A 22,276-nucleotide genomic window follows, 5' to 3' on the forward strand; every position below is an offset into this window, starting at 1 on the left:
TCTGGTTCTGTTTCTGAATGGTGCTTTGCGGCAGCCCGTCCATGAAACGTGAAAAAGTTCTTGGGGAAGCTTTTTTCAAAAAGCTTCAGGGAACGCCGCCTTTCTGAAAAAAGCCGGTACCCAAAAACTTTTATCCTTATTTCAGGATATTCCCTGAACACGGCATGGCAAAAAAGATCAGGTGCCTGTGGCCTGCGGGGCTGCTACAGGGTAGCTGATCTTCCTTTCGTCCGAATTCAGGAACCAGCGATGAGCGGGCCCAGCCTCCCCGAAAACACGCCCCTGCCCGTGCGGCCAGCGCCGTCTGGCGGTCTCCTTTCATGGATTGACCGCAGGCTGCCGGTCATAAGCGCCTTCAGGCAGGAGTATGTCGATTTTCCCATGCCGCGTAACCTTAACGCGCTGTGGAATTTCGGGGCGATCCTGACTGTCGTGCTGGTGCTCATGCTGGCCACCGGCATCTTCCTGGCCATGAACTACACCCCCACTACCGGTGAAGCCTTCATGTCGATCGAGATGATCGAACGCCAGCTGCCCGGCGGCTGGATGCTGCGCGCGATGCACATGACGGGGGCCAGCCTGTTCATGGCGGCGCTGTACATCCACCTGTTCCGCGGGCTGTATTACGGCTCCTACAAGCAGCCGCGCGAGATCCTGTGGCTGACCGGGCTTGTCCTGCTGCTCATGGCCATGGTCACCGCATTTGCGGGTTACGTGCTGCCATGGGGGCAGATGTCCTACTGGGGAGCGGACGTGGCGGGCAAGGCGGTCGGGGCCGTGCCGGTCATTGGTCCGGCGCTCGAGCACATCATGGAAGGCAGCGACCAGCTGGGGGACATTTTTCTCCACCGTTTTTTCGTGCTGCATTTCGTCATGGCGTTCGGCATCGTGGCCGTGGTCGCGCTGCATGTGATGGCCCTGCATGTCAGCGGGCCGAACAACCCCACCGGCCAGCCCGTGCCCGCGCGCGAGACCGTGCCCTTCCACCCCTATTACACCACCAAGGACGTGACCGGCCTCGTGCTGTTCGCGCTGGTGTTCGTGGCCCTTGCCTTCCTGTGGCCCGATCTCCTGTCCGAGCCGGAAAACTACCGCCCCGCCAACCCCATGCACACGCCCGCCGATATCGAGCCGGAATGGTATTTCCTGCCCTTTTACGGGCTGCTGCAGTCCGTGCCCTCCAAGTTTGGCGGGCTGGTGGCGGCGGGGGCGTCGATCGGGGTGCTGTTCGTGGTGCCGTGGCTGGACCCCTCCCCCATCCGCTCGGCCCGTTCACGCCCGCTGTGCCGGGCCGGCATGGCGGGGGTTGTGATCTCCTTCGTGCTGATGGGGCTGGTCGGCCGCCATCATGCGGAAGGGGCCTGGATGATCGTGGGGCGGATCGCGGCGCTGTGCTATTTCGGCTACTTCCTTGTGCTGCTGCCGCTATGCGCGCGGCGTGAGATGCGCCGGGAACGATAAACGTTTCTGGGTGCCGCCTTTTTTGAAAAAGGCTTTGCCAAAAACTTCTTTATGATTTGCGTGCCGTCCTGAACGGCCCTTACTTGACGGAAGTGGGCCAGACCCACACTCTTTTATCCGACCGGGGTGCCCATGGCTTGTGGGCTGAGATCATACCCGTTGAACCTGATCTGGGTCATGCCAGCGAAGGGAGGCTGTTCCGTAAGACCCGGAACCCGCACGCCTGCTTCCTGCCTGCCATGGATCGCGAACATGCAGGAAGGGAACCCACCCATGCACACGATCATGCGCGCCATCGGACCCGCGGCCCTGCTGGCCTGCGCCCTGCTGGCATCTCCCGCCCGGGCGGCCAGCCAGCAGGTTACGGTCGTGCTGGACTGGTTTCTCAACGCCGACCATGCCAGCCTGCTGGCCGCGCAGTACAGCGGCGCATTTGCCCGCCACGGGCTGGACGTGAAGCTGATCGCCCCGGCTGATCCCGGATCCCCCGCACGCCTTGTGGCTGCGGGACAGGCGGACATGGCCATATCCTACCAGACCCAGCTTGGCATGCTGGCCGAACAGGACATACCGCTGGTGCGCGTGGGCACGCTGATCGATACACCGCTGAACGTACTCATCGCGCGTGACGGGATTACGGACCTTGCTGGCCTGAAGGGCAGGACAATCGGCATTTCCATGCCCGGCGTGGATGACGCGGCCCTTGATGCCATGCTGCATTCGGCCGGGCTGGCCATGAGCGACGTGCGGCAGGTGAATGTCAATTTCCAGCTTGAACAGGCGATCATCAGCCATGCGGTGGATGGGGTGATCGGGGCGGCACGGACCTATGAACTGCTTGACCTGCAGCAGAAGGGCATCCACGTATCCACCTTCTTCCCCGAGGAGCATGGCGTGCCCATGTCCGATGAACTGATCTTCCTGGTCAGCCGGGCGCATGTCCATGATGCATGGATCAGAGCGTTCATGGATGCCCTGGCAGAAGGCACGAATACCCTGATCAACCACCCCGACGCCATGCTGGCGCAGGCCATCCATGACCACCCGGAACTGGATACACCGCTGAACCGGGCGGCATGGCAGGCCACCCTGCCACGCCTGTGCAAGCAGCCTGCCCTGCTCAACGTGCCCCGCTACACGGCCTTTGCCGCCTTCCTGCATGCCCATGGAATCATGACCCGTGATGTCCCGCTGGGGCAGTACGCGGTGGACCCGTTCAGCCTGCCCGCCAGCCCCTGATATCCGGCCCCTGAATTGCGGGGCGTCAGTCCTGCGGGGTGATGGAGGTCAGCAGGTCGCGCTTGTGCGGCAGGAAGATGGTCACGCGCAGGCCGTGCCACGCCACGATGCTGTCCCCCAGGAACATGCCCAGCGCAATGACGGTGCAGACCAGCGCATTGCCGAACATGAGCACCAGCCACCACGCCACGGCGGAATCGCGCACACTGCCCAGGAACAATGCAAAGGCCGAACCGCAGGCCGAAGCCCCGCCCACGCCACCAAACAGGATTGCCGCGTCCAGCAGCAGGGTGCGGTAGTGCAGCAGCGCCAGCCGCCTGAGCAGCGTGCGCGTATCCTTGTCGGTCTTGTCGTCCTGGCTTTCCAGCTTGTCACGCACGATCTCGATCCGGTCGCTGACCCGGGCAAGCCGCGTGTTGAACATGTTGAGCAGCGTGCCAATGCCGGACAGCATGAAAACCGGCGTAAGCGCGGTCTGGATCAGATGGGCGACACCATCGACGGATTCATCGGGAATGAGGCCGGGGAAGGCAGACACGGCGGGCATATCCTTGGCAGGGGCGGCAGGGCATGCGTTTTTTGGGCTTATCCTTGCCCCCGTCAAGGGGCAGAGTTGCCCCGTACAGCCTGAGGAGCCCTGCCATGTCCCATAATTACGCCACACCGCTGACACCGGAGAAACGCCTGGCGCGTGTGCTGGCGCGCATCCCCGATGACTGGCGGCTCGAGATCGAACGCCAGCCCGCCACCGGCTGGCGTGCGCGCCTGACGCTACCCACACTGGGAGCGCAGGACTGGACCCCGCCGCACGACACCATGGTCGCGGCGCTGGAAGCCGCATGGCGGCACGCCCGTGATGGCGTGAGCAACCCCATGGGCAGGGGGGATACAGTCAAGAATTAAGTTAAGGAAATATAAACACAGCTTTGTGATAATCTGTTTTGTATTATCGCTTCCCTACACCGGGGCCGGGTCCATTTTTTATTGTCCGGACGCGCGGAATTCATGCGCACACGATTGTTTGATACATCCTGCCGCCTGTTGCTTGACCTGCCCCGCGGAGCCAGAAAATCAGGCTTCCGTACTGCCATGTCGTACGCTTCCACGCAGGCAACGCACATGTGTTCCATGGTGACCATATTTTGAACATTGTATAAAAAAGAAGGGACATTTCCTAACGAATCCCGCGCGTTCCAGTCGGCTCTGCGCCCCTTTGCCCCGCCATGGGGGGAGAAATCCCTCCATCATGCCGGTCGGGGCATGACCCGCCCCGTTCCCGCCCCGGCCATCACGGGGCCATTGACCCGCCGGGTTTTATACAACAGGAATGCGGACAGGGAGTTTAATACTATGTCAGCAGTAAAATTGGCGCGTATCGGCGCGGTGGTTGTCATGGCAACGGGCGGTGCCTCCATTGCCCACCCGGATGAGGCACGGGCTGATGATTATAGTGAACTCCTGGATATCCTGAAGGCCAAGGGCAGCCTGACGCAGGGCGAGTACAGGGGCCTGCTGGCCCACCACATGCAGCATGTGCGTGAAGCCGCATCGGCCGCGCGCCCGCAATACGTGCCCGCCCAGCGCCACGTGGCGACACCCACGTCCGCCCATGCCCCGATGCGCACCGCCATGGGCAATACCGTGCAGCCACCCGGCCAGATCGAGATTGGCGGCGGCGGCATGGACCCCGATTACGTGCTGGCGCAGGCCCAGCAGGCGGCGGCCAACGCGCAGGCCAGTGCGGCATCGGCTGAATCAACATGGCTTGCCGCCCAGCATTCCATGGGGCTCGGGGGTGGCGACTCGTTCGTGCGCATGGCGAAATATGAACCGGGCAAGGGCCTGACCTTCAAGGCGGGGCCGATCAACATCAACCTGTCGGGCTTCATCAACGGGTTCTATACCTATAACAGCCCGGCCGGCGGCATGCCGGTGGCGGGCGGTGTCTCGACCGGGTCGAGCGGATTCGACTCGTCTGCCCTGCGCAACGGCCTGCTGCCCGCGGGCCTGATCCTCAAGCTCTCGACCACACAGAACGGCATCGACCTTGCCGCCGTCATGGGCATGTATCCCGGCATCGACAACGCCAAGAACGGCGCCTTCAACGCCAATACCGGCGGCAGCCCGGTGGGCCTTGGCACCGCGGGTATCGATTTTCGTCAGGTTTACGTGACGGCTGGCAACAAGAAATGGGGCACGTTCAAGATCGGTCGTGACCTGGGCATCTTTGGCGGTGACGCCATCCTTGATGACGCCACCCTGCTGAGTGTCGGTTCCACCGGCAGCAACTCGGCCCCGGGCAATACCTCGCTGGGCCGCATCGGCGTCGGCTACGTGTATGCCGACTGGATTCCGCAGATTTCCTACCAGTCCCCCACGATCAAGGGCTTCCAGGGCACGATCGGCATCCTGCAGCCGCTGGATGAGTTCGATTTCTCCGGCACGGATGCCAACGGCACGGCCTATTCGGCCGGCTCCACCCAGCACAGCTCACCCATGATCCAGGGCAAGGTCACCTATGACTTCAAGATCGGTGGGCTGAGTGCGCGTATCTGGGCCAGCTTCCTGACCCAGCACCAGCAGGACCTGACGGTCAGCCGTACAACGACCGTGCACACGGCCCTGCTTGAAGCCAACGGTGCAGGGGGGATCGGGGGCGTTTACGACCTGCCCACCACCACCACCACGGATGATGCGGTCAACCCCGGCCAGAAGCGTGGCGTCACGGCGGAAGCAGGCGAAATCGGCACGAAGCTGACCTACGGCCCGGCGCAGTTCGTGGGCTACTACTACCGGGGCAGCGGCCTGGGCACGACCGGCCTGTTCTTTGATGGTGTGGCCAGCAACGGCCACAAGCGTGCATCGGAAGGCTACTACGTCCAGATGATGTACAACTTCACCAAGAAGTTCAAACTGGTGGGGAGCTATGGTGTCAGTAATCTCTACCTTGCACCGGGTGAGACCAATCCCGACCTTGTCCGCCGCAATGAATCGGAAGTAGGTGCAGCCTATTACAAGATGACCGACTGGCTGAACCTGGTGGCGGAATACGCCCATACCAGTTCGGCGGCCCATGGTCCGTACAAGGAAAGCGACAACAGTGCATCAGGCGGCATGATCCTGCTGTTCTGAGCGGTGCGGTGGCCGGGGCGCCGTGGCTGCCCCGGCAATGGTATATTCATGTCCTGTTCTCTTTTTCCTGTCAGGTTTCCTGCCATACTGGGTGCCTCAACACCGGACAGGAAGGAAGGACACATGCCTAACCCGCCCCGCTGGCCATTACGGGTCGGCATTGCAGGCTATGGCTTTGCCGGGCGTGTGTTCCATGCCCCCCTCATCAATGCCACGCCAGGGCTGGAACTGGCGGCCATCTGTTCCAGCAGGCGCGCGGACGTACTGGCGGACTGGCCGCATCTGAACGTGGTCGCCACGCCCGAAGCCCTGTTCGCCCTGTCCGACCTGGATATGGTGGTCATCGCAACCCCTAACAGGACCCATGCCCCGCTTGCCATCGCCGCCATGCGGGCCGGGCTGCATGTGGTGGTGGACAAGCCTTTCACCCTTGATGTGGCGCAGGCCCGCGCGGTGACTACCGTGGCGCAGGCGCATGAACGGGTGCTGTCCGTTTTCCAGAACCGGCGGTGGGACAGTGATTTCATGGGGGTCCGCCAGTCCATCAGGGCCGGTCTGGTCGGGCGCGTGACCGAATTTGAATCCCGCATGGACCGCTTTCGCCCACAGGTCCGCACACGCTGGCGCGAGACGGATGCGCCGGGCAGCGGATTATGGTTCGACCTGGGTCCGCACATGGCCGACCAGGCGCTGCAGCTGTTCGGCCTGCCCGATACCGTGCAGGCCAGTCTGACGCGCCAGCGTGACGATGCCAGTGGCAATGACTGGGCACAGGTGCTGCTGACATACGGGCCGTTACGGGTCAGCCTGCATTGCAGCCTGCTTGCCGCATGGCCCGGCCCGCGCCTTGTCGTGCATGGCACCGCCGGCTCACTGCTCAAGCATCACGCCGACCAGCAGGAAACGCAACTGCGCGCGGGCCTGCACCCCGGCGCGCCGGGATGGGGCGAAGACCCGGATGACATCATGATGTTTGACGGAACCGGTGCATCCCGCGCCCTGCCCACCCCGCCGGGTGATTACCGGATCTATTACGCGCTGCTGCGTGATGCGATCATGGGGCGGGGGGTGAACCCGGTACCCCCAATACAGGCCCTTGCCCTGATGGCCGTGCTGGAAACCGCCGTAGCCTCCAGCGACGCAGGCAGGAGCCTTGCCCTGCCGCTGACCACGGCGGAACGCCAGCAATGGATGCAGACATGGACAGGGCCCGTCGAGAAATGATTGAAAAATGACGTTTCGGGGTGCCGTCTTTTCCAGAAAGGCGACGTTCCCTGAAGCGTCCTGAAAAAGGCTTCGCCAGAAACGTCCTTCGGTTTTACGGCGTGGATGGCGGAACCACGGCGTACAGACCGATTTCCAGATGTTTGCCCGTGGAGTAATTGAGGCCCGTTTCCTGCCCCAGTTCATGCACGTCAAGCCCGTCGTGCAGGGCGCGGCTGCCAAAGGCCGCCAGATCCCGCGCACCCACCAGCGCCATGCCACATTTCTGGTTCTGTTGCAGGAAGTCGGCCGCAGCAGCCGCACTGATCAGCCGCGTCTCCTGCCCCAGCAGGAACACGAGACTGGGCTCCGAATCGGATGTAGAGGCCACGATGGTCTGTGCGCAGGGCCGATGGGCCGCCACAAGACCCGCCAGCCTTGGGCTGAGCCACAAAGTGTTCAGGTGCGGAATGACCGTGATGAACAGGCCCACATGAATGACGACAGCCGCCGCCACCGCCGTCATCACCGCCCGCAGCATGTCACGATGCAGGATCATGTATCCTGACAGGGCCAGTAGTGGCAGCGCACCCACGGGGATCAGGACCGCCGCCCACGGCACGATGCCTTCCATGCGCCACAGCAGTACCGGCCCGGCAATGGCCAGCACGGAACCGACCGTGAACCAGACCAGCCCGTAGGCCGCCAGCACTCCCCGCGCCCATGCAGCGCGTGGCCATTCCCAGTTGGTGGGAAAGGAGACAATCGCCGCCGCCGCAAGAATGGCAATGGCAGGATAGGTCGGCAGCACGTAATGCGGCAGCTTGGTCGCAATCGCCTCGAACACCAGCCAGTGCGGCACGATCCAGCACAGCAGGTAGCGGACATGTGGCTGGAAGCGCTGCGCCCAGACAAAGGGCAGGCTCATGGCCGCGAAAATCGAACCCGGCCAGAACGCAATGGCAAATACCGCCAGATGGTAGCCCGGTGGCAGGCCATGCGTTTCCTGCCCGCTGGCCACCTTGCCCAGAAAGTTGCGTCCCACCGCGCGGGAGAAGAAGTCACCATGGCTGACCACGCCAATGGCAATGCACCACGGCATTACGATTGCCAGCATGACCATCCAGCCCCATGCCGGGCGCAGGCGGCGCCACCAGTCGATGCGCCGCTCCACCAGCGCCAGCGCCAGCGGCGTGCCAAAGCCGGGAATGAGCACCACCGGCCCCTTGAGCATAAGCCCGCATCCCAGCGCCATCCAGTACAGCAGGGCCGCGGCAAGCGGGGTAGCAAGATCGCGCTCCCGATCCAGATAGGCCCGTAGCAGCGCGCACTGCGCCAGCAGCACCACCAGCAGGAGCGTGGTGTCAATGGTGGCCATCCGCCCTTCCGCCGTCATCAGCACGGACACGGCCAGCAGGGCCGAAGCCAGCAGGCCACAGGCCGGGCCGAACAGGGCTGCGCCAATCCACGCCGTCAGCACGGCAGCAGCTGTAACGGCCAGCAGTGAGGGGATTCTGTAGGGCCAGGTGGCGTGCCGGTCCTGCATGCCGGTCAGCCGGACAGCAGCGGCCTCCAGCCAGTAGATCCCGGCGGGCTGGAGGTAGCGGGGCTGGTCAAGGAACCGGACATCGACATAGTTGCCGCTATGCAGCATCTGGGCCGTGGCTTCCATGTAGCGCGGTTCATCGCGGTCCAGCGGTGGCAGTGATGCACGCCCCGGCAGGAACAGGACAAACACGGACAGCGCCACAAGTATGTAGTGGCGCAGGGTCAGGCGCGTCATGGCACGATCCCTTCAGCGTTCGGTAACGCGTTTCGGTATCCTGGCGCGGTTGTTAAGCCACATCACACCCAGCATGTCCCGGATGCCGACAATGGCCCGGTTCAGATTGGTGTATTTGGAAGAACCATGCAGCCGGTTGCGATGGTGAACCGACACGCAGACCAGCGGTACACCCCGCCGGCCCATAAGGGAGGGCAGGTAGCGGTGCAGGCCTTCAAACTGGGGCAGGCCCAGAAAGTCCTCGCGCCGGAACGCCTTGAGCGATGCCCCCGTATCCGGGCAGCCATCATTGAGCAGGCGACTGCGCAGCCGGTTCGCAAAACGTGAGGCAAGCCTGCGCGACAGGGTATCCTGCCGCCTGGTCCGTACGCCCACGACAAGCGGGGCCCGTCCTGCCGTTGTGCGGCACGTATCCAGCATGGACATGAAATCGGCAGGATCATCCTGTCCGTCCCCGTCCAGCAGGATCACCCATTCCCCACGCGCGGCTTCAATACCGGTACGCAGGCCCGCAGATTTTCCACAGGCCCTGTCATGGGTCAGTATCCGCAGTGCGGGCAGGATACCGTCGCGTCTTACAGCATCAAGCGCTGCGGGAGTCGTGTCCGTGCTGCCGTCATCGACAAAGATGACTTCCGCCCTGGGCAATTGCGCCAGCACGGCCGCGATTTCCTGGCAGAGGGGGCGGATATTCTCCCCCTCGTCCAGTACGGTGGCAATAATGGATACGACGGGGCGGTCTTCCGCCCCGTCCGGCATCCGGTGCATTGCGTCTTTCAGCAATGCCAATCAGGCAGCGCGCTGGGAAAGGGCGGCCGGCAGGTCACTGATCGACCTGTCAACGATCTTGCCATCCGCATCGGCCTGCAGGCTGGCGGCAAGCGTCTCACGCGTGGCCTGGATGGCGATGTCAACCGCCGTCTCACGCACTTCACGCAGTGCGGAACGCTCCGCGGCAGCGATACGGTCCTTTGCCATCTGTTCACGGCGGGTGGCCGTATCCTCGGCATCCTTGCTGGCCTGGGCCGCGATGTTGGCGGCTTCACGCAGGGAATGCTCGACCAGTTCCTTGGCTTCGGCCAGTGCCGCTTCGCGGTCGCGCGTCGCATCTTCAAGCATCTGCTCGGCCTCGCGGCGCAGGCGGGCTGCTTCATCAAGCTCGGCACGGATGCGCTCCGCCCGTCCGTCCAGCGCGCTCACCAGGGGTTTCCATAGTGAACGGCCGAACAGGACAAAGAACAGGACAAAGGCAACAGCCGACCAGAAACGGGGATCATGAAACATGATTATGACCTGTCTGTCTTGGGCAACCGGTCAGAGACCACGGGCCGCCGCGGCAGAACCGACCTTTGCCGTCACGAAATCGGCCGGGGCGGCGATGCCGGATAACTGATGGATCAGCGTTTCCGCCGTTGTTGTGGAAATCTCACGCACGGAGGACAGGGCCTGCCCACGCGCCTGTTCGATGCGGGTCTCGGCTTCCCGGATTTCCGCAGCCAGGCGCGCATTCATTTCCTCGGTCTGCCGGGCAGCGGCAAGACGCGCCTCCTCGACAACCTTGTCCACGTTGGCCTGCGCTTCGGCCAGTGCCTTGCGGCGGGCCTCATGCAGTTCGGCCACGGCTTCATCAGCACGGGTCTTGGCCTTGTGGGCGATACCAAGATCCGTCTCGATCGTCTGGCGACGCAGCGAGAGAACCTTTTCTACCTTCGGCAGGGCCGAACGGCTCAGCAGAAGATAGAGTACCAGAAAGATGCCAGCGCCCCATACCACCTGACCGATGACATAGGGATTGCCGAAATCAAGCTGTGGCATGCCTTCGGCGCGCGCGCCAGGGGCAACCATGGCCATCAGCGGCAGAGCCAGCGCGGACGGAGCCAGGATGGACCCCGCCCTTCGGATGTTGTCATACATCACGGCGCGCGCCATGTTCGCCTCCTGTTTATCAGACGAACAGGATCAGGAACGCGATCAGCAGCGCATACAGGGCAACGGCTTCCGTCAGGGCGAAGCCCAGCATGCCAAGACCGAACACGTGCGGACGGGCGGACGGGTTGCGCGCGATGCTGCTGACCAGCGTGGAGAAGATGTTACCCAGGCCAATGCCAACGCCAGCGAGGGCGATAACGGCGATACCGGCACCAATTTCACGGGCTGCTGCGATATCCATGTCTTGTTTTCCTTGTTTCAGACGTTCTGGATTGAAATAGATGGAAGCGGGGTTGGGGCCCTTAGTGGGCCACCGCCTCCCTCAGATAGATGCAGGTAAGGATGGCAAACACATAGGCCTGCAATGCACCGACCAGCAATTCGAGTGCCATCAGCGCGATATTGATGACCACGGGACCAACGGCGATGATGTCACCGAAGAAGCCCAGACCGGCCAGCATGATCGTGAAGGCGGCAAACATGTCGAACATCACGTGACCGGCGACCATGTTGGCAAACAGACGGATCGACAGGCTCACGGGACGGGAAAGGAAGGAAAGGATCTCGATCGGGATCAGCAGCGGGGCCAGGGCCTTTGGGGCGCCGGCGGGCATGAAGTGGGCGAAGAACTTCGCCCCCTGCACCTTGAGCGACACGATGATCGAGAGGCAGAACACCATCAGCGCCAGCGCCAGGGTCACGGCGATATGGCTGGTGAAGGCGAAGGAGAAAGGCAGCAGGCCGAGATAGTTGCCGGCCAGGATGAAGAAGAACAGCGTGAACACGAAGGGGAAGAAGGCGCGGCCTTCAACGCCGATCGTATCGACCGCCATGTTGTAGATGAAGTCGTAGCACATTTCCGCCGCCGACTGCAGCCGGCCCGGTACCACCGCCGCGGGCCGCATGCCCACGTACAGGAACGCCAGGACCACAATGGCGGCGACAATCATCATCATGGGGGACTGGCTGAACCGCAGGGATTCGCCTAGTGCACCCAGAACTGGATGGAGCTCGAACTGACCGAGCGCGTCGATGGATGATCCGGCCGCCAACTTCGTTCTTCCCTATATCCGTCCAGAGTCGCCATCCGGCCCGTCTGCCCCAGTGTTTATGGCATCGGGCCTGACGAGACGCCAGACATTAAGCACACCTGCCACCCCCCCAAGAAGCGAAAAGACAATAAGGAACCAGGGCTTCGTGTGCAGCCAGTGGTCAAGCCCCCAGCCGATCCCGACCCCGACCACAAGCGCCGAGACAAGTTCCGTTCCCGACCTGATCACCAGGCCCAGATCGGACATCGTTCCACCGGTTTCCCGTTCCGCCGCCCTGCGCGGCGCAATGCGCTCGCGGGCTGCTTCCAGTCGCCGGTCGAAGGACTCGCCGGAAGGGTCGTTATCCTTATCCAAATTCTCGCGCATCCCAAGGGTGCAGGCGGTAGCTACCGATGCTGCGGTAGCCTGTCAAGCAAGCGGTGGCAAACAAAGACGCAACCACCGCATCTTTTTTGCGCGTACTGCGTTTGTAATCCCTACTCGGCCGTTGAGCCGCCGGGGATCACGTCGTAGCCCGCGCTGCCGGGAAAGGCACCGGGCGGCGGTGCATCGGCAGGCTCCACATGGATTGCCTGGTTCACGTCCGGACCGATCTCACGCGCGTTGATGGCGGTGCCCCGCTCCCCCGTGACACCCGTGCCGATGGCGTGCAGCGGAGCCCCCGGCCTGAGCCAGCCAGCCAGGCGGGCGGCATTGGTCTCGCCCACATACACCACGCCGTGGTCGCGCATGATCACGCCCTGCACCTTGCCCTGCATGTCATACAGCGGGGCAAGGATGGTGCCGTCCACCGGCACGTCCGGTCCGATGCTGGGGGAATCATAGGGTATTGCGGCCCCTTCCACCCGTACGTCGGCAATCCGGCGCCCGCGCGGGCCGGTCACGGCATAGCCGCGCACGATGGGGCGGCCGGCACCCTTCAGGCCGTTTATGCTCACCTGCTCACCGGGGTGGACGATGGCGGGCAGGCTGTCACCCAGTTCGCGCGGACAGAAAACCTGCGTGCCGTCGGCCAGCAGCATGCCCGACACCTGTCCCGACGGGGTCAGGATGAACTGCACGAGCTGCCCCGTGGTCACGGGCAGCGGGGCCAGGTCGAACACGGGGGCGACCTGTGCGGTGGGCGCCGGAGCCGGGGCTGCCGCCCCCTTCGTGGCCGCATGGGCGCCGCCCGCCGCCAGGCTGCCAGCCACAAGCACGCCCGCAAGCAGGCGGCAGGAGGAACGTCGATGAATGTCCATGCGGGTACCCGTCTTTATATCTGTCTTGGTCCGGCTGTGCCGCCGGGGATGGCCGCCATCTCATGCCATCCCCGGCGTACAGGCAAGGGGCCAGTACTGGGATCAGTGCCGGAAATGGCGCATACCTGTGAAGACCATGGCAATACCGGCCCTGTCGGCAGCGGCGATCACCTCGTCATCACGGATCGAGCCACCGGGCTGGATCACGGCGGTGGCACCGGCGGCGATGGCCGCCTCCAGCCCGTCGGCAAAGGGGAAGAACGCATCCGATGCCACCACGCTACCCTGTGTCAGCGGGTGATCAATGCCTGCGGCCTTTGCGGCATCGGCACTTTTGGTTGCGGCGATGCGCGCGGAGTCCACGCGGCTCATCTGCCCCGCGCCAATGCCCACCGTGCTCAGGTCCCTGGCATAGACGATGGCGTTGGACTTGACGTGCTTGGCCACGCGGAAGGCGAAGATCAGGTCCGCCATCTCGGCCGGGGTCGGCGCGCGCTTCGTCACCACTTTCAGCGCATCGGGAACAATGCGCCCGTTATCGCGCGTCTGGGCCAGGAAGCCACCGGCGACCGAACGCACCACAACCCCGCCCTGCGCGGGGTCGGGCAGGGCGCCGGTCAGCAGCAGGCGCAGGTTCTTCTTGCGCGCCAGGATCTGGCAGGCTTCTTCGGTCGCGTCGGGGGCCACGATCACTTCGGTGAACAGGGTGGCGATGCGGGTGGCGGCTTCCGCCTCCAGCGTGCGGTTAAGGGCTACGATACCCCCAAAGGCGGAAACCGGGTCGCAGCGCAGCGCCCTGTCCCAGGCTTCGGCCTGTGTCGCGGCGGTGGCAACGCCACAGGGGTTGGCGTGCTTCACGATCACCACGGCGGGTTCATCGAATTCGGCCACGGCCTCGAACGCCGCATCCGTGTCGTTGATGTTGTTGTACGACAGCGCCTTGCCCTGCACCTGCCGTGCCGTGGCCACGCCGGGGCGGGTGGTGCCATCGGTGTAGAAGGCAGCTTTCTGGTGCGGGTTCTCGCCATAACGCAGGCTCTCGCGCTTCTCGCCCGCCACGATCATGCGCTGGGGCAGGTCCTCGCCTTCCTGGCCTGCGAACCATTTTGCAATGGCGGCATCATAGGCGGCGGTGCGGGCATAGGCGGCGCCAGCCAGTTTCGTGCGCTGTTCCAGCGTGGTGCCACCGTTTTCCAGTGCGGTGATGATGTCCGCATACTGGGCCGGGTCAGTCACGATCGTCACATGGGCATGGTTCTTGGCGGCGGCGCGGATCAGGGCGGGGCCACCGATGTCGATGTTCTCGATGCAGTCCTCCGGCCCCGCGCCCGATGCCACCGTGGCCTCGAACGGGTAGAGGTTGACGGCCACGAGGTCGATGGGTGCGATCGCGTGTTCTTCCATCTGGCGCACGTGCGCGGGCAGGTCGCGCCGGCCCAGGATGCCGCCATGCACCTGCGGCACAAGCGTCTTGACGCGACCATCAAGGATTTCGGGGAACCCGGTATGTTCCGACACGTCGCGCACGGCGATACCGGCCTCACGCAGCGCGCGGGCGGACCCGCCTGTCGAGAGGATTTCCGCGCCGTGGGCGACAAGGGCACGGGCCAGGTCAAGCAGGCCCTTCTTGTCGGATACGGAAATCAGGGCACGCCGAACCGGCACGGTGGTGGGGGGGGTCATCAGCGGTGACCTTTCACGCAAGCTGGAAATGAGCCAATGCGGGTTGGATTAGTCCAACCCCCCCGCGATGGGCAATAAGCGAAATGCCATGACTGGCCTGTCCGGGGCAGAAATCAGCGATATGCGCATGCGCGGAGTGCCGCCAGCACGTCCGGCCTGCGGGGAACCGCGCGGCCATCAAGCGCCACCACTTCCCGCGCGCCAAGGCTGTTCAGGGTAAAAATGGCGCAGGCTTCACGCAGGGTGGCAACCTCGATGCGTCCGACCGCCAGCAGTCCCGCCTCCACCAGCACGCCACGCACCGTACCGGGCAGCGCGCCATCATGGACCGGGGGCGTGACGGGCCGGCCGTCCAGGCAGGCGACCAGCGTGCTGGCACTGGTCTCAGCCACATGGCCCGCGTTATTGAGCAATAGCGCGTCATCAGCTTCCTGTGCCGCAGCCTCCATCCGCGCCAGGATGGAGGGAAGGTAGTTCAGGCTCTTGATGCGTGAGAGCACACTCCCTTCATCACGCCGGTGCGTGGCGGTCACCAGCCGCACCGGGGTGGACGGGGGCGTGGCGGGCGTGGCGGTGATGAGGCAGGTGGGTACGGCATCAACGGGCGGCAGCAGGCCGCGCGGGCCGGTGCCCCGGGTCAGCGTCAGCCGCAGGGACCCCGACACCAGCGCGCAGGCAGCCAGCAGAGCCTGCACGCCGGCCGCAACAGTGGCCCTGTCGGGCGGGGGCATGTGCAGTACGGCGGCCCCATGGGCCAGCCGGTCCATATGCCGCGCGAAATGACAGGCCCGCCCCCCGGCAACCCGCATGGTCTCGAACACGCCATCCCCCAGCAGGAAGCCACGGTCCGCCGGGTCTATGCGCGCCTGTGCGGCGGACAGCAGCCGGCCGTCGAGCCATACGGGCAGCGGGGCGGACGGGGTCATGGATGGTCCCCGGGGGGCGGACCGCCAAAAATCGACAGCAGGGCCGCGATTTTCAGCTGCATCTCGCGGTATTCGCGCATGGGGTCGGAATCATGGGTAATGCCGCCGCCCGCCGCCGCCGTGATGTGGTCCGCCGTCATGACCAGCGTGCGGATGATGACGGAACTGTCCATCGCGCCATCATGGCCGATACGGACCACCGTGCCGCAATAGGCCCCGCGCGGGGAGGCTTCCAGTTCATCGATGATCTGCATGGCGCGGTGCTTGGGCGCCCCCGTGACCGAACCCGGTGGCAGGGTGGCGGCCAGCAGGTCGAACGCATCACATTCCGGACGCAGCCGCCCCGTCACTTCCGATACCAGATGAAGGACATGCGTGAAGCGTTCCACCCCGAACAGCTCACTCACCCCCATGCTGCCCAGCGCCGCGACACGGCCGATATCGTTGCGCATGAGATCGACGATCATCAGATTTTCCGCCCGTTCCTTGGCATCGTGCCGCAGGCGGTCAGCCAGCCGGTCATCTTCCGCCGCGTCATGGCCGCGCGGGGCGGTGCCCTTTATGGGCCGGGTGCGGACAGTGCCATCGGGCGCAAGCGAGAGAAAACGCTCGGGCGAGGCACTGAGCAGCGCAAAGCCATCCGCCCCTGCCAGGAATGCCCCGAAGGGCGCTGGCGAATCCGCGCGCAGCGCCCGGTACACATCTGCCGCCCCCAACCCGTCGGGCCGGTGTGCCCGCATGCGCCCGGTCACGTTGACCTGAAAGACTTCTCCCGCCGCGATCCGTGCCACCACCCGCGCCACTGTGGCCCGATAGGCCGCGCCACCTTGATCCGGGACAAAGGATAGACGCGGCAGCACCCGTGGTGGCCCGGCCGGGCCAATGGCCGCCCATTGTGCCGCCAGCGCCGCGATACGGTCCGGGGCCATTGGCTGCGTGGCGGCAAGCCATGCCTGCCCGGTCATGCGGTCCAGCACGAAGGCATGGTCATAAATTCCGAAAGCCGCCTCCGGCTCCCCCGGGTCACCGGCCGCATGGCGGCTGGTGATCCCTTCCACCCGCATGCCCACGCGATAGCCAATGAACCCGATCGCGCCACCGGCAAACGGTACGGCAGCGGGACAGACCCGTGCAGGCAGGTGCTGGCGCAGCAGTTCGGGCAGCGGCTGCGCCACGGGCATGCCATCGCACCGGCAGGCACCCTCATGCTGCACGATCACATGCACCGGGTCACGGCATATGATGATCCACCGGGCACGCGGGCCGACCTCACCCCCGCTGTCAAGGCAGGCCAGCCACGGCAGGTGCCCCCACGCGGCCATGATCCCGTCCGCGTCGCGCCAGGGCAGGCTGACCAGCGTGCCGCCGTCAGCCATGGTCGTCCTGCCGCAGGCTGTCGGCATAGGCGGCAAGCATGGCGCCGACTTCCTGCCCGTCGGCCGCTTCCAGCGCGCGGGCCGCCATGCGCCGGCAGTCATCCATCCCCACCGCCCGGATCGCCCGCTTAACCCGTGGCACGGCGGAGGCATGCATGGAGAATGACCGTACCCCAAGCCCCACCAGCAGCGGCACGGCCTGCGGGTCGGACGCCATTTCCCCGCACAGGGAAACCGGCCTGCGCTGGCGCAGCCCCGCATCCGCCGCCATGCGGACCAGCCGCAGCACGGCAGGGTGCAACGGGTCATACAGCACGGTCATATCCCGTGCCGCGCGGTCGGCGGCAAGGGTGTACATGGTCAGGTCATTGGTACCGATGGAAAGGAATTCCGCTTCCTGCGCCAGGACATCGGCCATGAGGGCCGCGGCCGGTGTCTCGATCATGATGCCAAGCGGCGGCAGCGGATCGGGAATGTCGACCCCCCGGCGTCGCAGCCTGCGCCCGATGCGGGCATAGATGTCCCGCACGGCCCGCACTTCCCCCGCCGAGGACACCATGGGCAGCATCACCCGCACCGGCCCCGCCGTGGCCGCGCGCAGGATGGCGGTGAACTGGGTCTCAAGGATTCCACGGTGCTGGAGCAGCAGCCTGATGCCGCGCACACCCAGCGCCGGATTGACATCGCTGCCGTCCCCTATGCCCATGCGCGACAGGGCATCACTGTTCTTCTCGCTGCCCCAGTCCACCACGCGGATCGTGACCGGATCGCCCGCCATGGCCTCGATCAGGGGGCGGTAGATGGCTTCCTGCCTGTCTTCATCGGGCAGGGTTTCAGCGTTCATGAACAGGAATTCGCTGCGCAGCAGCCCGATGCCCGCGGCACCGGACTGCGCGATCATGGGCAGTTCGGCCGGGATTTCCAGATTGGCCTGCAGCGTCACCACCTCCCCGCTGGAAAGGCGGGCAGGCAGGCGGCGCAGGCGGCCAAGCATCTGCCGCTCCCGCGCGTAGGCGGCGACATCCACCTTCGCCGCCGCCGCTGTGCGGGTGGAAGGCCGGATGACGACCCGCCCGGTCGTGCCATCCACCACCAGCCGCGTGCGCCGCCCGATCTGCGCCAGCAGCCCATGGGCGGCCAGTACAGCCGGAATGCCAAGGGCGCGGAGCAGGATGGCGGTATGGCCCGTGCTGCCGCCTTCTTCCGTTACCACAGCGGCAATGCGGGAGGGATCGATCAGGGCGGCGTCGGCGGGGCGGAGTTGTTCAGCCACCAGGATGGCCCCGTCAGGCAGCGTGGAAAAGGAACGGTAGGGCGTGCCGCTGAGGTTGCGGACCAGCCTGCGCCCGATTTCACGGAATTCGCCAGCGCGACGGCGCGCGGCCACCGCGTCCTCTCCCTCGGGCGCGGGGCGGCCGGGCGGGGCGAGCATGACGGTGGCCAGTGCCTCGGTTTCCTGCAGGACTGCGGCTTCGGCCACCATGCCCTGCGCCAGCCGGGCCTCTATGCCGCGCCGCAGGCGGGAGGGACCAAGCATGCGGCGGTAGACTTCCAGCAGCGAGCCGATTTCCACCTGACCGTCCTCGGGCAGCAGGGCCAGGCGTTCGTGCAGCCTGCGCAACTGGGCGGCGGAGCGGCCGATCGCCTCATGCAGGCGGGTGCGTTCGTGTTCGGGGTCGCAGTCACGCCGCGCGGTATCAACCGGCGGTGGCACGGGTTCATGCGCGACGGCGGCATGGCCGATGGCAACACCGGGGGAGACGGGCTGCCCCTCCAGCCGGACTTCGCCACTACGCGGACCACGCGCGGGACGACGTTCAGCCGTCTTCATCAAAACCGGCCCCGACCAGTCTGACAAGGGCCGCGAGTGCGGGCGCCCCCTGCGGGCCGCGTGCCGTAATGCCGATTGTCTCGCCCCTGCCGGCACCCAGCATCATGAGCCCCATGATCGAATGCCCCGACACCGTCATGCCCGCATGGGTCACGTCGATCTCCGCCGCGTATTTTTCCGCCATGGTCACGAATTTCGCGGCGGCGCGTGCGTGCAGCCCGCGCTGGTTCACGATTTCCACATCCACGCGTACGGCCGTGCCCTGCGCCATGGGGTCAGCCACCATGGCCTGCCACGCTGTCCGCCTCACCCGCCACGCATTCGCCCGCACCCGTCAGGCACGCGGCCGGCAGGTGGGAGGCAACCGAGATGTAGCGCCGCCCCGCTTCTTCCGCACCACTCAGGCATTCACGCATGCCCGCGTGCCCGCGCATCTGCGCAAGCTTGACCAGCATGGGCATGTTCACCCCCGTCAGTACTTCCACCCGGTCGTTTTCCAGCACCGATACCGCAACGTTGGAGGGCGTGCTGCCGAACATGTCGGTCAGCAGGATGACGCCCTGCCCGCTATCAACCGAGTCGATGGCCTGCTGCAGCGCAAGCCTGCACGTACCGGGCAGCGTGGTCGCGGTGACGTTGAACACCGCCGCCTGCGCCTGCGGGCCGACAACATGTTCGAGTTCCCCCTTCAGGGTCTCGCCCAGGACACCATGCATGACGAATACAAGACCGATCATTTCCGGGGTGTCTGCTCCGTTGTTTCCGCCTGCCCGCGCGGGCGGCTGGCCCAGCGCCAGCTGCTGCGGCCCTGCCGGGCCAGTTCACGATGCATGATCACCACCGGCCACGCATCATGATGGGGGCTGCCCACCTGCTGCGCAAGCCTGAGCGCCATCGCTTCCACCAGGGTTACGGAGCGGTGCCGCCCGCCCGAACAGCCTATGGCGATGGTGGCGTATTTCTTTCCCTCGCGCACGAAGCGCGGCAGCACCAGTTCCAGCAGGCCGACCATCCGGTCGAGGAATTCCTGGTAATCGGGGTCGCGCGCCACATATTCGGCCACCGGCGCATCCAGCCCGGTCATGGCCGAAAGTGCCGGGTCATAATAGGGGTTGGTCAGGAAGCGGGCGTCGAACACCATGTCCGCCTCCCGCGGGACACCGGCGGGAAAGGCGAAGGACATCAGCGCCACCGTCAGCCCGTCCAGCCCGCCTGCCGACCATTCGCCAAACCGGGCCTCCACCAGCTGCCGCAGTTCGGGCGGCGGCAGGTCGGAGGTATCGATCACCACGTCGGCGGCTTCGCGCAGGGGGGAGGTAAGGGGAATTTCCGCCTCGATCCCTTCCTTTACGGTGCCGTGCACGGCCTGCGGATGGCGCCTGCGGGTGGCGGTATACCGGCGCAGGAGCACGCTTTCCTCCGCCGTGGCGTAGATCAGTTCCGCATTCAGCGCCGGATTGACACGCAGCCGCGCAAGGGCGGCCAGCACGGCGGAGGCATCGAACCCGCGCGTACGCGAATCCACCCCGATCGCGACCGGCCGCTCGGCGCGGGCGACAATCTCGTCCAGCATGCCAAGGGGGGGATTGTCGATCACCTCATGCCCCAGATCCTCCAGAATACGGAGAATCGAGGACTTGCCTGCCCCGGACAGACCGGTCACAAGCAGGATGCGACGGGGGAGCGGTGTGTCTTCACGCATGGTGTCAGTCACGCAAAACCCTGTTTCCTGTCAGCCATATGCCGGGTGACACATCGCTGTATCATGGCGGTGCCGAAACATGTTCCAGCATCCATTCTCCCCCGAATGGACAATAATAAAAAGGGGCTGCGGCATCACATCTCTCCATCATCGAGCAACTGCCTGTATCCGGCAACGCAGTCCAGTATCAACCCGACCCGCGCCACGGCGGAAGGCTGTGCGGGATCAAGCAGGAATTCCGGCTGGCCCGTCACCGCATCACGCCCGGGCGGTGGCGGCAGGCGGGGCGCGTGGTCGCGTGATGAAACCAGCCGCGCCACGGCGGCGACACGCACGGGCCCATGCCATGCCATGCGCACGATTCCGATGCCGCGTACCTCCAGCAGTCCGGCCAGGGCGGGCGGGGCACTGGCCCACGGCCCGCGCAGGCAGACACGGTCATCCGCAACCAGCCCGTAGCCCGCATCCACCAGCCGCAGCAGCAGATCCGACTTGTCCGCCCCGGACGGGCCGACAAGCAGGATGCCCTGCGCCCCCCGCGCGGCACAGGAGGCATGGATCTGGACCGGCTCATTCATGCCATATGGCCTATCGGGAAACGGGCTTTTGCGGGAAAGGAAAAATTTTTCATGGACAAAACATGACCGCTTTGTGATTTTGGGGTTAATGGAAGAAAATACACCGTTCCACCCCCCGGCAGAGGTACACATCCGGCATCTGACCGGTGAGGACATGCAGACAGGAACATTCTCCCCCGATCTTTTTCCCCAGATCCGCCAAGCACTCGCCACGGGCATGGCCCGGCTGGCACGGCAGGGGATGGGGGCGGACAATGTGACCCGCATCGTGTTCACGCTCTGCGCGACTGACGGTTTCGCGGCCTGTTTCCCGCTGCTCAATGACCTGTTCGGCCGCACCTGCCCGGCCACGACGCTGCGTCTGGTCAGCCCCTTCACCCAGCCCGGAAAGCTGGCGGAAATCGAACTGATCGCGCTGCCCGCGCAGGATGCGGAACAGTAAACGGCCCGCGCGGATCAGGCCGGACATCGTTCATGACGGAATTTTCAAGAGAAGGATGGTGGTGGAGCTGAGGGGAATCGAACCCCTGACCTCCTCATTGCGAACGAAGCGCTCTCCCATCTGAGCTACAGCCCCACAATCCTCGCGTGATAAATACCCATGGGCCGGTGCAAGTCAAGATGCATTTTGCCCGGCCACATCCTTTCCAGCCAGCCATGACGCGTTCATGATGGTTGTATGGGAACCGTACGGACACTAGATTCAGCTTCCCGTGCTTCATGAAAGTTGGCCCGTTGCTCACCATCATCTTCAATCTGCTGTTCGAACTTATCCAGCTTTATACATGGGTCGTGCTGCTGGCATGCATCTTCAGCTTCCTGCTGGGGTTCGGCATCCTGGACCCGCGCAACCGGATCGTGTGGAACATTTCCAATTTCCTGTACCGCATGACCGAACCGGTGCTGCAGCCGATCCGCAACATGCTGCCCAATATCGCCAATATCGATCTCAGCCCGCTCGTGCTGCTGCTGCTCATCCAGTACGTGCTGATGCCGGTGCTGGGCAAGGTGTATGGCATGCTTATGGTCGGTATTGCATAAAAGCCATGGCTGCGGGCTATCCCCGCCTGTTACGCGAAGGGTATGATGGGGCGATGGCCCCGGGGTTCCTTCGGGCCGGATTTCAGGAGTTGTGACTAG

The 22,276-nt window shown here is 64.8% G+C and carries 24 protein-coding genes, 1 tRNA gene and 1 riboswitch; of the genes, 7 read left to right on the top strand and 18 right to left on the bottom strand.

Going from position 1 to position 22,276, the window contains the following annotated elements:
- Window positions 1–249: 249 nt before the first annotated feature.
- Together LDL32_RS11820 and LDL32_RS11825 are read left to right on the top strand one after the other, a co-directional pair.
- On the top strand, window positions 250–1,461 hold the full coding sequence (locus tag LDL32_RS11820) for a cytochrome b N-terminal domain-containing protein (protein ID WP_233067144.1): 1,212 nt from the start codon (window positions 250–252) through the stop codon (window positions 1,459–1,461).
- Between the two features lie 112 nt (window positions 1,462–1,573).
- Window positions 1,574–1,670, top strand: a riboswitch (TPP riboswitch).
- A gap of 64 nt (window positions 1,671–1,734) precedes the next feature.
- The gene (locus tag LDL32_RS11825; RefSeq protein ID WP_233067145.1) at window positions 1,735–2,700 is read left to right on the top strand and encodes an ABC transporter substrate-binding protein; all 966 of its coding nucleotides are present in this window, start codon (window positions 1,735–1,737) and stop codon (window positions 2,698–2,700) included.
- Between the two features lie 25 nt (window positions 2,701–2,725).
- On the opposite strand, the gene LDL32_RS11830 is transcribed toward LDL32_RS11825, so the two are convergent.
- Window positions 2,726–3,247: a DUF2721 domain-containing protein gene (locus LDL32_RS11830; protein ID WP_233067147.1), complete on the bottom strand. Its 522-nt coding sequence runs from the start codon at window positions 3,245–3,247 to the stop codon at window positions 2,726–2,728.
- Window positions 3,248–3,342: 95 nt separating this feature from the next.
- Here LDL32_RS11830 and LDL32_RS11835 point away from each other — a divergent pair, with 95 nt between their 5' ends.
- The 3 genes from LDL32_RS11835 (at window position 3,343) to LDL32_RS11845 (ending at window position 7,056) form a co-directional block, all read left to right on the top strand.
- Complete coding sequence (locus LDL32_RS11835) at window positions 3,343–3,603, top strand: hypothetical protein (RefSeq protein WP_233067149.1); 261 nt, start codon at window positions 3,343–3,345, stop codon at window positions 3,601–3,603.
- Between the two features lie 489 nt (window positions 3,604–4,092).
- The gene (locus LDL32_RS11840; RefSeq protein ID WP_370636764.1) at window positions 4,093–5,832 is read left to right on the top strand and encodes a porin; all 1,740 of its coding nucleotides are present in this window, start codon (window positions 4,093–4,095) and stop codon (window positions 5,830–5,832) included.
- A 123-nt stretch (window positions 5,833–5,955) separates the two neighbouring features.
- Complete coding sequence (locus tag LDL32_RS11845) at window positions 5,956–7,056, top strand: oxidoreductase (protein ID WP_233067155.1); 1,101 nt, start codon at window positions 5,956–5,958, stop codon at window positions 7,054–7,056.
- 94 nt (window positions 7,057–7,150) lie between these two features.
- Here LDL32_RS11845 and LDL32_RS11850 read toward each other — a convergent pair whose 3' ends face one another.
- From LDL32_RS11850 to LDL32_RS11925, 16 genes are all read right to left on the bottom strand, one after another.
- A complete protein-coding gene (locus tag LDL32_RS11850; protein ID WP_233067158.1) occupies window positions 7,151–8,818 on the bottom strand; it encodes a glycosyltransferase family 39 protein in 1,668 nt (555 codons plus the stop codon).
- Window positions 8,819–8,830: 12 nt separating this feature from the next.
- Window positions 8,831–9,586, bottom strand: a complete 756-nt coding sequence (locus LDL32_RS11855) for a glycosyltransferase family 2 protein (protein ID WP_233068867.1) — start codon at window positions 9,584–9,586, stop codon at window positions 8,831–8,833.
- Between the two features lie 21 nt (window positions 9,587–9,607).
- Complete coding sequence (locus LDL32_RS11860; RefSeq protein ID WP_233067160.1) at window positions 9,608–10,102, bottom strand: F0F1 ATP synthase subunit B; 495 nt, start codon at window positions 10,100–10,102, stop codon at window positions 9,608–9,610.
- Window positions 10,103–10,132: 30 nt separating this feature from the next.
- Complete coding sequence (locus tag LDL32_RS11865; RefSeq protein WP_233067163.1) at window positions 10,133–10,747, bottom strand: hypothetical protein; 615 nt, start codon at window positions 10,745–10,747, stop codon at window positions 10,133–10,135.
- Window positions 10,748–10,763: 16 nt separating this feature from the next.
- The gene (locus tag LDL32_RS11870; RefSeq protein ID WP_003616715.1) at window positions 10,764–10,988 is read right to left on the bottom strand and encodes an ATP synthase subunit C family protein; all 225 of its coding nucleotides are present in this window, start codon (window positions 10,986–10,988) and stop codon (window positions 10,764–10,766) included.
- Window positions 10,989–11,049: 61 nt separating this feature from the next.
- The gene (locus tag LDL32_RS11875) at window positions 11,050–11,799 is read right to left on the bottom strand and encodes a F0F1 ATP synthase subunit A (RefSeq protein WP_233067166.1); all 750 of its coding nucleotides are present in this window, start codon (window positions 11,797–11,799) and stop codon (window positions 11,050–11,052) included.
- Window positions 11,800–11,811: 12 nt separating this feature from the next.
- Window positions 11,812–12,153, bottom strand: coding sequence for an AtpZ/AtpI family protein (locus tag LDL32_RS11880; RefSeq protein ID WP_370636765.1), 342 nt, complete (start codon window positions 12,151–12,153; stop codon window positions 11,812–11,814).
- Between the two features lie 122 nt (window positions 12,154–12,275).
- Entirely contained in the window at window positions 12,276–13,040 is a 765-nt protein-coding gene (locus LDL32_RS11885) for a hypothetical protein (protein ID WP_233067171.1), read from the bottom strand.
- Window positions 13,041–13,142: 102 nt separating this feature from the next.
- Window positions 13,143–14,723, bottom strand: a complete 1,581-nt coding sequence (gene purH, locus LDL32_RS11890; RefSeq protein ID WP_233067173.1) for a bifunctional phosphoribosylaminoimidazolecarboxamide formyltransferase/IMP cyclohydrolase — start codon at window positions 14,721–14,723, stop codon at window positions 13,143–13,145.
- 113 nt (window positions 14,724–14,836) lie between these two features.
- Window positions 14,837–15,649: an aminotransferase class IV gene (locus LDL32_RS11895; RefSeq protein WP_233067176.1), complete on the bottom strand. Its 813-nt coding sequence runs from the start codon at window positions 15,647–15,649 to the stop codon at window positions 14,837–14,839.
- Entirely contained in the window at window positions 15,646–17,025 is a 1,380-nt protein-coding gene (locus tag LDL32_RS11900; protein WP_233067178.1) for an anthranilate synthase component I family protein, read from the bottom strand. Before LDL32_RS11900 ends, LDL32_RS11895 begins: the two co-directional genes overlap by 4 nt.
- Complete coding sequence (gene ptsP / locus LDL32_RS11905) at window positions 17,018–18,856, bottom strand: phosphoenolpyruvate--protein phosphotransferase (RefSeq protein WP_233067181.1); 1,839 nt, start codon at window positions 18,854–18,856, stop codon at window positions 17,018–17,020. Before ptsP ends, LDL32_RS11900 begins: the two co-directional genes overlap by 8 nt.
- On the bottom strand, window positions 18,843–19,142 hold the full coding sequence (locus LDL32_RS11910) for an HPr family phosphocarrier protein (RefSeq protein ID WP_233067183.1): 300 nt from the start codon (window positions 19,140–19,142) through the stop codon (window positions 18,843–18,845). The genes ptsP and LDL32_RS11910 overlap by 14 nt, the downstream gene beginning before the upstream one ends.
- Window positions 19,132–19,593 carry a PTS sugar transporter subunit IIA gene (locus LDL32_RS11915; RefSeq protein ID WP_233067185.1) on the bottom strand — a complete coding sequence of 154 codons (462 nt, stop codon included), beginning with the start codon at window positions 19,591–19,593 and terminating at the stop codon, window positions 19,132–19,134. Before LDL32_RS11915 ends, LDL32_RS11910 begins: the two co-directional genes overlap by 11 nt.
- Window positions 19,590–20,558 carry an RNase adapter RapZ gene (gene rapZ / locus LDL32_RS11920; RefSeq protein WP_233067187.1) on the bottom strand — a complete coding sequence of 323 codons (969 nt, stop codon included), beginning with the start codon at window positions 20,556–20,558 and terminating at the stop codon, window positions 19,590–19,592. The genes LDL32_RS11915 and rapZ overlap by 4 nt, the downstream gene beginning before the upstream one ends.
- 134 nt (window positions 20,559–20,692) lie before the next feature.
- A complete protein-coding gene (locus LDL32_RS11925; protein WP_233067189.1) occupies window positions 20,693–21,136 on the bottom strand; it encodes an HPr kinase/phosphorylase in 444 nt (147 codons plus the stop codon).
- 154 nt (window positions 21,137–21,290) lie between these two features.
- Between LDL32_RS11925 and LDL32_RS11930 the strand changes: the two genes are divergently transcribed.
- On the top strand, window positions 21,291–21,578 hold the full coding sequence (locus LDL32_RS11930) for an endoribonuclease L-PSP (RefSeq protein WP_233067191.1): 288 nt from the start codon (window positions 21,291–21,293) through the stop codon (window positions 21,576–21,578).
- A 59-nt stretch (window positions 21,579–21,637) separates the two neighbouring features.
- Here the strand turns inward: LDL32_RS11930 and LDL32_RS11935 are convergent.
- Window positions 21,638–21,713 (bottom strand) — tRNA-Ala (locus LDL32_RS11935).
- 143 nt (window positions 21,714–21,856) lie between these two features.
- Between LDL32_RS11935 and LDL32_RS11940 the strand changes: the two genes are divergently transcribed.
- Complete coding sequence (locus LDL32_RS11940) at window positions 21,857–22,177, top strand: YggT family protein (protein WP_233067193.1); 321 nt, start codon at window positions 21,857–21,859, stop codon at window positions 22,175–22,177.
- Window positions 22,178–22,276: the final 99 nt, after the last annotated feature.

This window comes from Komagataeibacter sp. FNDCF1, from assembly GCF_021295335.1.
GTDB lineage: Bacteria > Pseudomonadota > Alphaproteobacteria > Acetobacterales > Acetobacteraceae > Komagataeibacter.

What these genes read in the sequence shown, in the direction of transcription:
- LDL32_RS11820 (WP_233067144.1), top strand. Translation starts at nt 250, where the DNA reads ATGAGCGGGCCCAGCCTCCCCGAAAACACGCCCCTGCCCGTGCGGCCA.
- LDL32_RS11825 (WP_233067145.1), top strand. Translation starts at nt 1,735, where the DNA reads ATGCACACGATCATGCGCGCCATCGGACCCGCGGCCCTGCTGGCCTGC.
- LDL32_RS11830 (WP_233067147.1), bottom strand. Translation starts at nt 3,247, where the DNA reads ATGCCCGCCGTGTCTGCCTTCCCCGGCCTCATTCCCGATGAATCCGTC.
- LDL32_RS11835 (WP_233067149.1), top strand. Translation starts at nt 3,343, where the DNA reads ATGTCCCATAATTACGCCACACCGCTGACACCGGAGAAACGCCTGGCG.
- LDL32_RS11840 (WP_370636764.1), top strand. Translation starts at nt 4,093, where the DNA reads ATGGCAACGGGCGGTGCCTCCATTGCCCACCCGGATGAGGCACGGGCT.
- LDL32_RS11845 (WP_233067155.1), top strand. Translation starts at nt 5,956, where the DNA reads ATGCCTAACCCGCCCCGCTGGCCATTACGGGTCGGCATTGCAGGCTAT.
- LDL32_RS11850 (WP_233067158.1), bottom strand. Translation starts at nt 8,818, where the DNA reads ATGACGCGCCTGACCCTGCGCCACTACATACTTGTGGCGCTGTCCGTG.
- LDL32_RS11855 (WP_233068867.1), bottom strand. Translation starts at nt 9,586, where the DNA reads ATGCACCGGATGCCGGACGGGGCGGAAGACCGCCCCGTCGTATCCATT.
- LDL32_RS11860 (WP_233067160.1), bottom strand. Translation starts at nt 10,102, where the DNA reads ATGTTTCATGATCCCCGTTTCTGGTCGGCTGTTGCCTTTGTCCTGTTC.
- LDL32_RS11865 (WP_233067163.1), bottom strand. Translation starts at nt 10,747, where the DNA reads ATGGCGCGCGCCGTGATGTATGACAACATCCGAAGGGCGGGGTCCATC.
- LDL32_RS11870 (WP_003616715.1), bottom strand. Translation starts at nt 10,988, where the DNA reads ATGGATATCGCAGCAGCCCGTGAAATTGGTGCCGGTATCGCCGTTATC.
- LDL32_RS11885 (WP_233067171.1), bottom strand. Translation starts at nt 13,040, where the DNA reads ATGGACATTCATCGACGTTCCTCCTGCCGCCTGCTTGCGGGCGTGCTT.
- purH (WP_233067173.1), bottom strand. Translation starts at nt 14,723, where the DNA reads ATGACCCCCCCCACCACCGTGCCGGTTCGGCGTGCCCTGATTTCCGTA.
- LDL32_RS11895 (WP_233067176.1), bottom strand. Translation starts at nt 15,649, where the DNA reads ATGACCCCGTCCGCCCCGCTGCCCGTATGGCTCGACGGCCGGCTGCTG.
- LDL32_RS11900 (WP_233067178.1), bottom strand. Translation starts at nt 17,025, where the DNA reads ATGGCTGACGGCGGCACGCTGGTCAGCCTGCCCTGGCGCGACGCGGAC.
- ptsP (WP_233067181.1), bottom strand. Translation starts at nt 18,856, where the DNA reads ATGAAGACGGCTGAACGTCGTCCCGCGCGTGGTCCGCGTAGTGGCGAA.
- LDL32_RS11910 (WP_233067183.1), bottom strand. Translation starts at nt 19,142, where the DNA reads ATGGTGGCTGACCCCATGGCGCAGGGCACGGCCGTACGCGTGGATGTG.
- LDL32_RS11915 (WP_233067185.1), bottom strand. Translation starts at nt 19,593, where the DNA reads ATGATCGGTCTTGTATTCGTCATGCATGGTGTCCTGGGCGAGACCCTG.
- rapZ (WP_233067187.1), bottom strand. Translation starts at nt 20,558, where the DNA reads ATGCGTGAAGACACACCGCTCCCCCGTCGCATCCTGCTTGTGACCGGT.
- LDL32_RS11925 (WP_233067189.1), bottom strand. Translation starts at nt 21,136, where the DNA reads ATGAATGAGCCGGTCCAGATCCATGCCTCCTGTGCCGCGCGGGGGGCG.
- LDL32_RS11930 (WP_233067191.1), top strand. Translation starts at nt 21,291, where the DNA reads ATGCAGACAGGAACATTCTCCCCCGATCTTTTTCCCCAGATCCGCCAA.
- LDL32_RS11940 (WP_233067193.1), top strand. Translation starts at nt 21,857, where the DNA reads ATGAAAGTTGGCCCGTTGCTCACCATCATCTTCAATCTGCTGTTCGAA.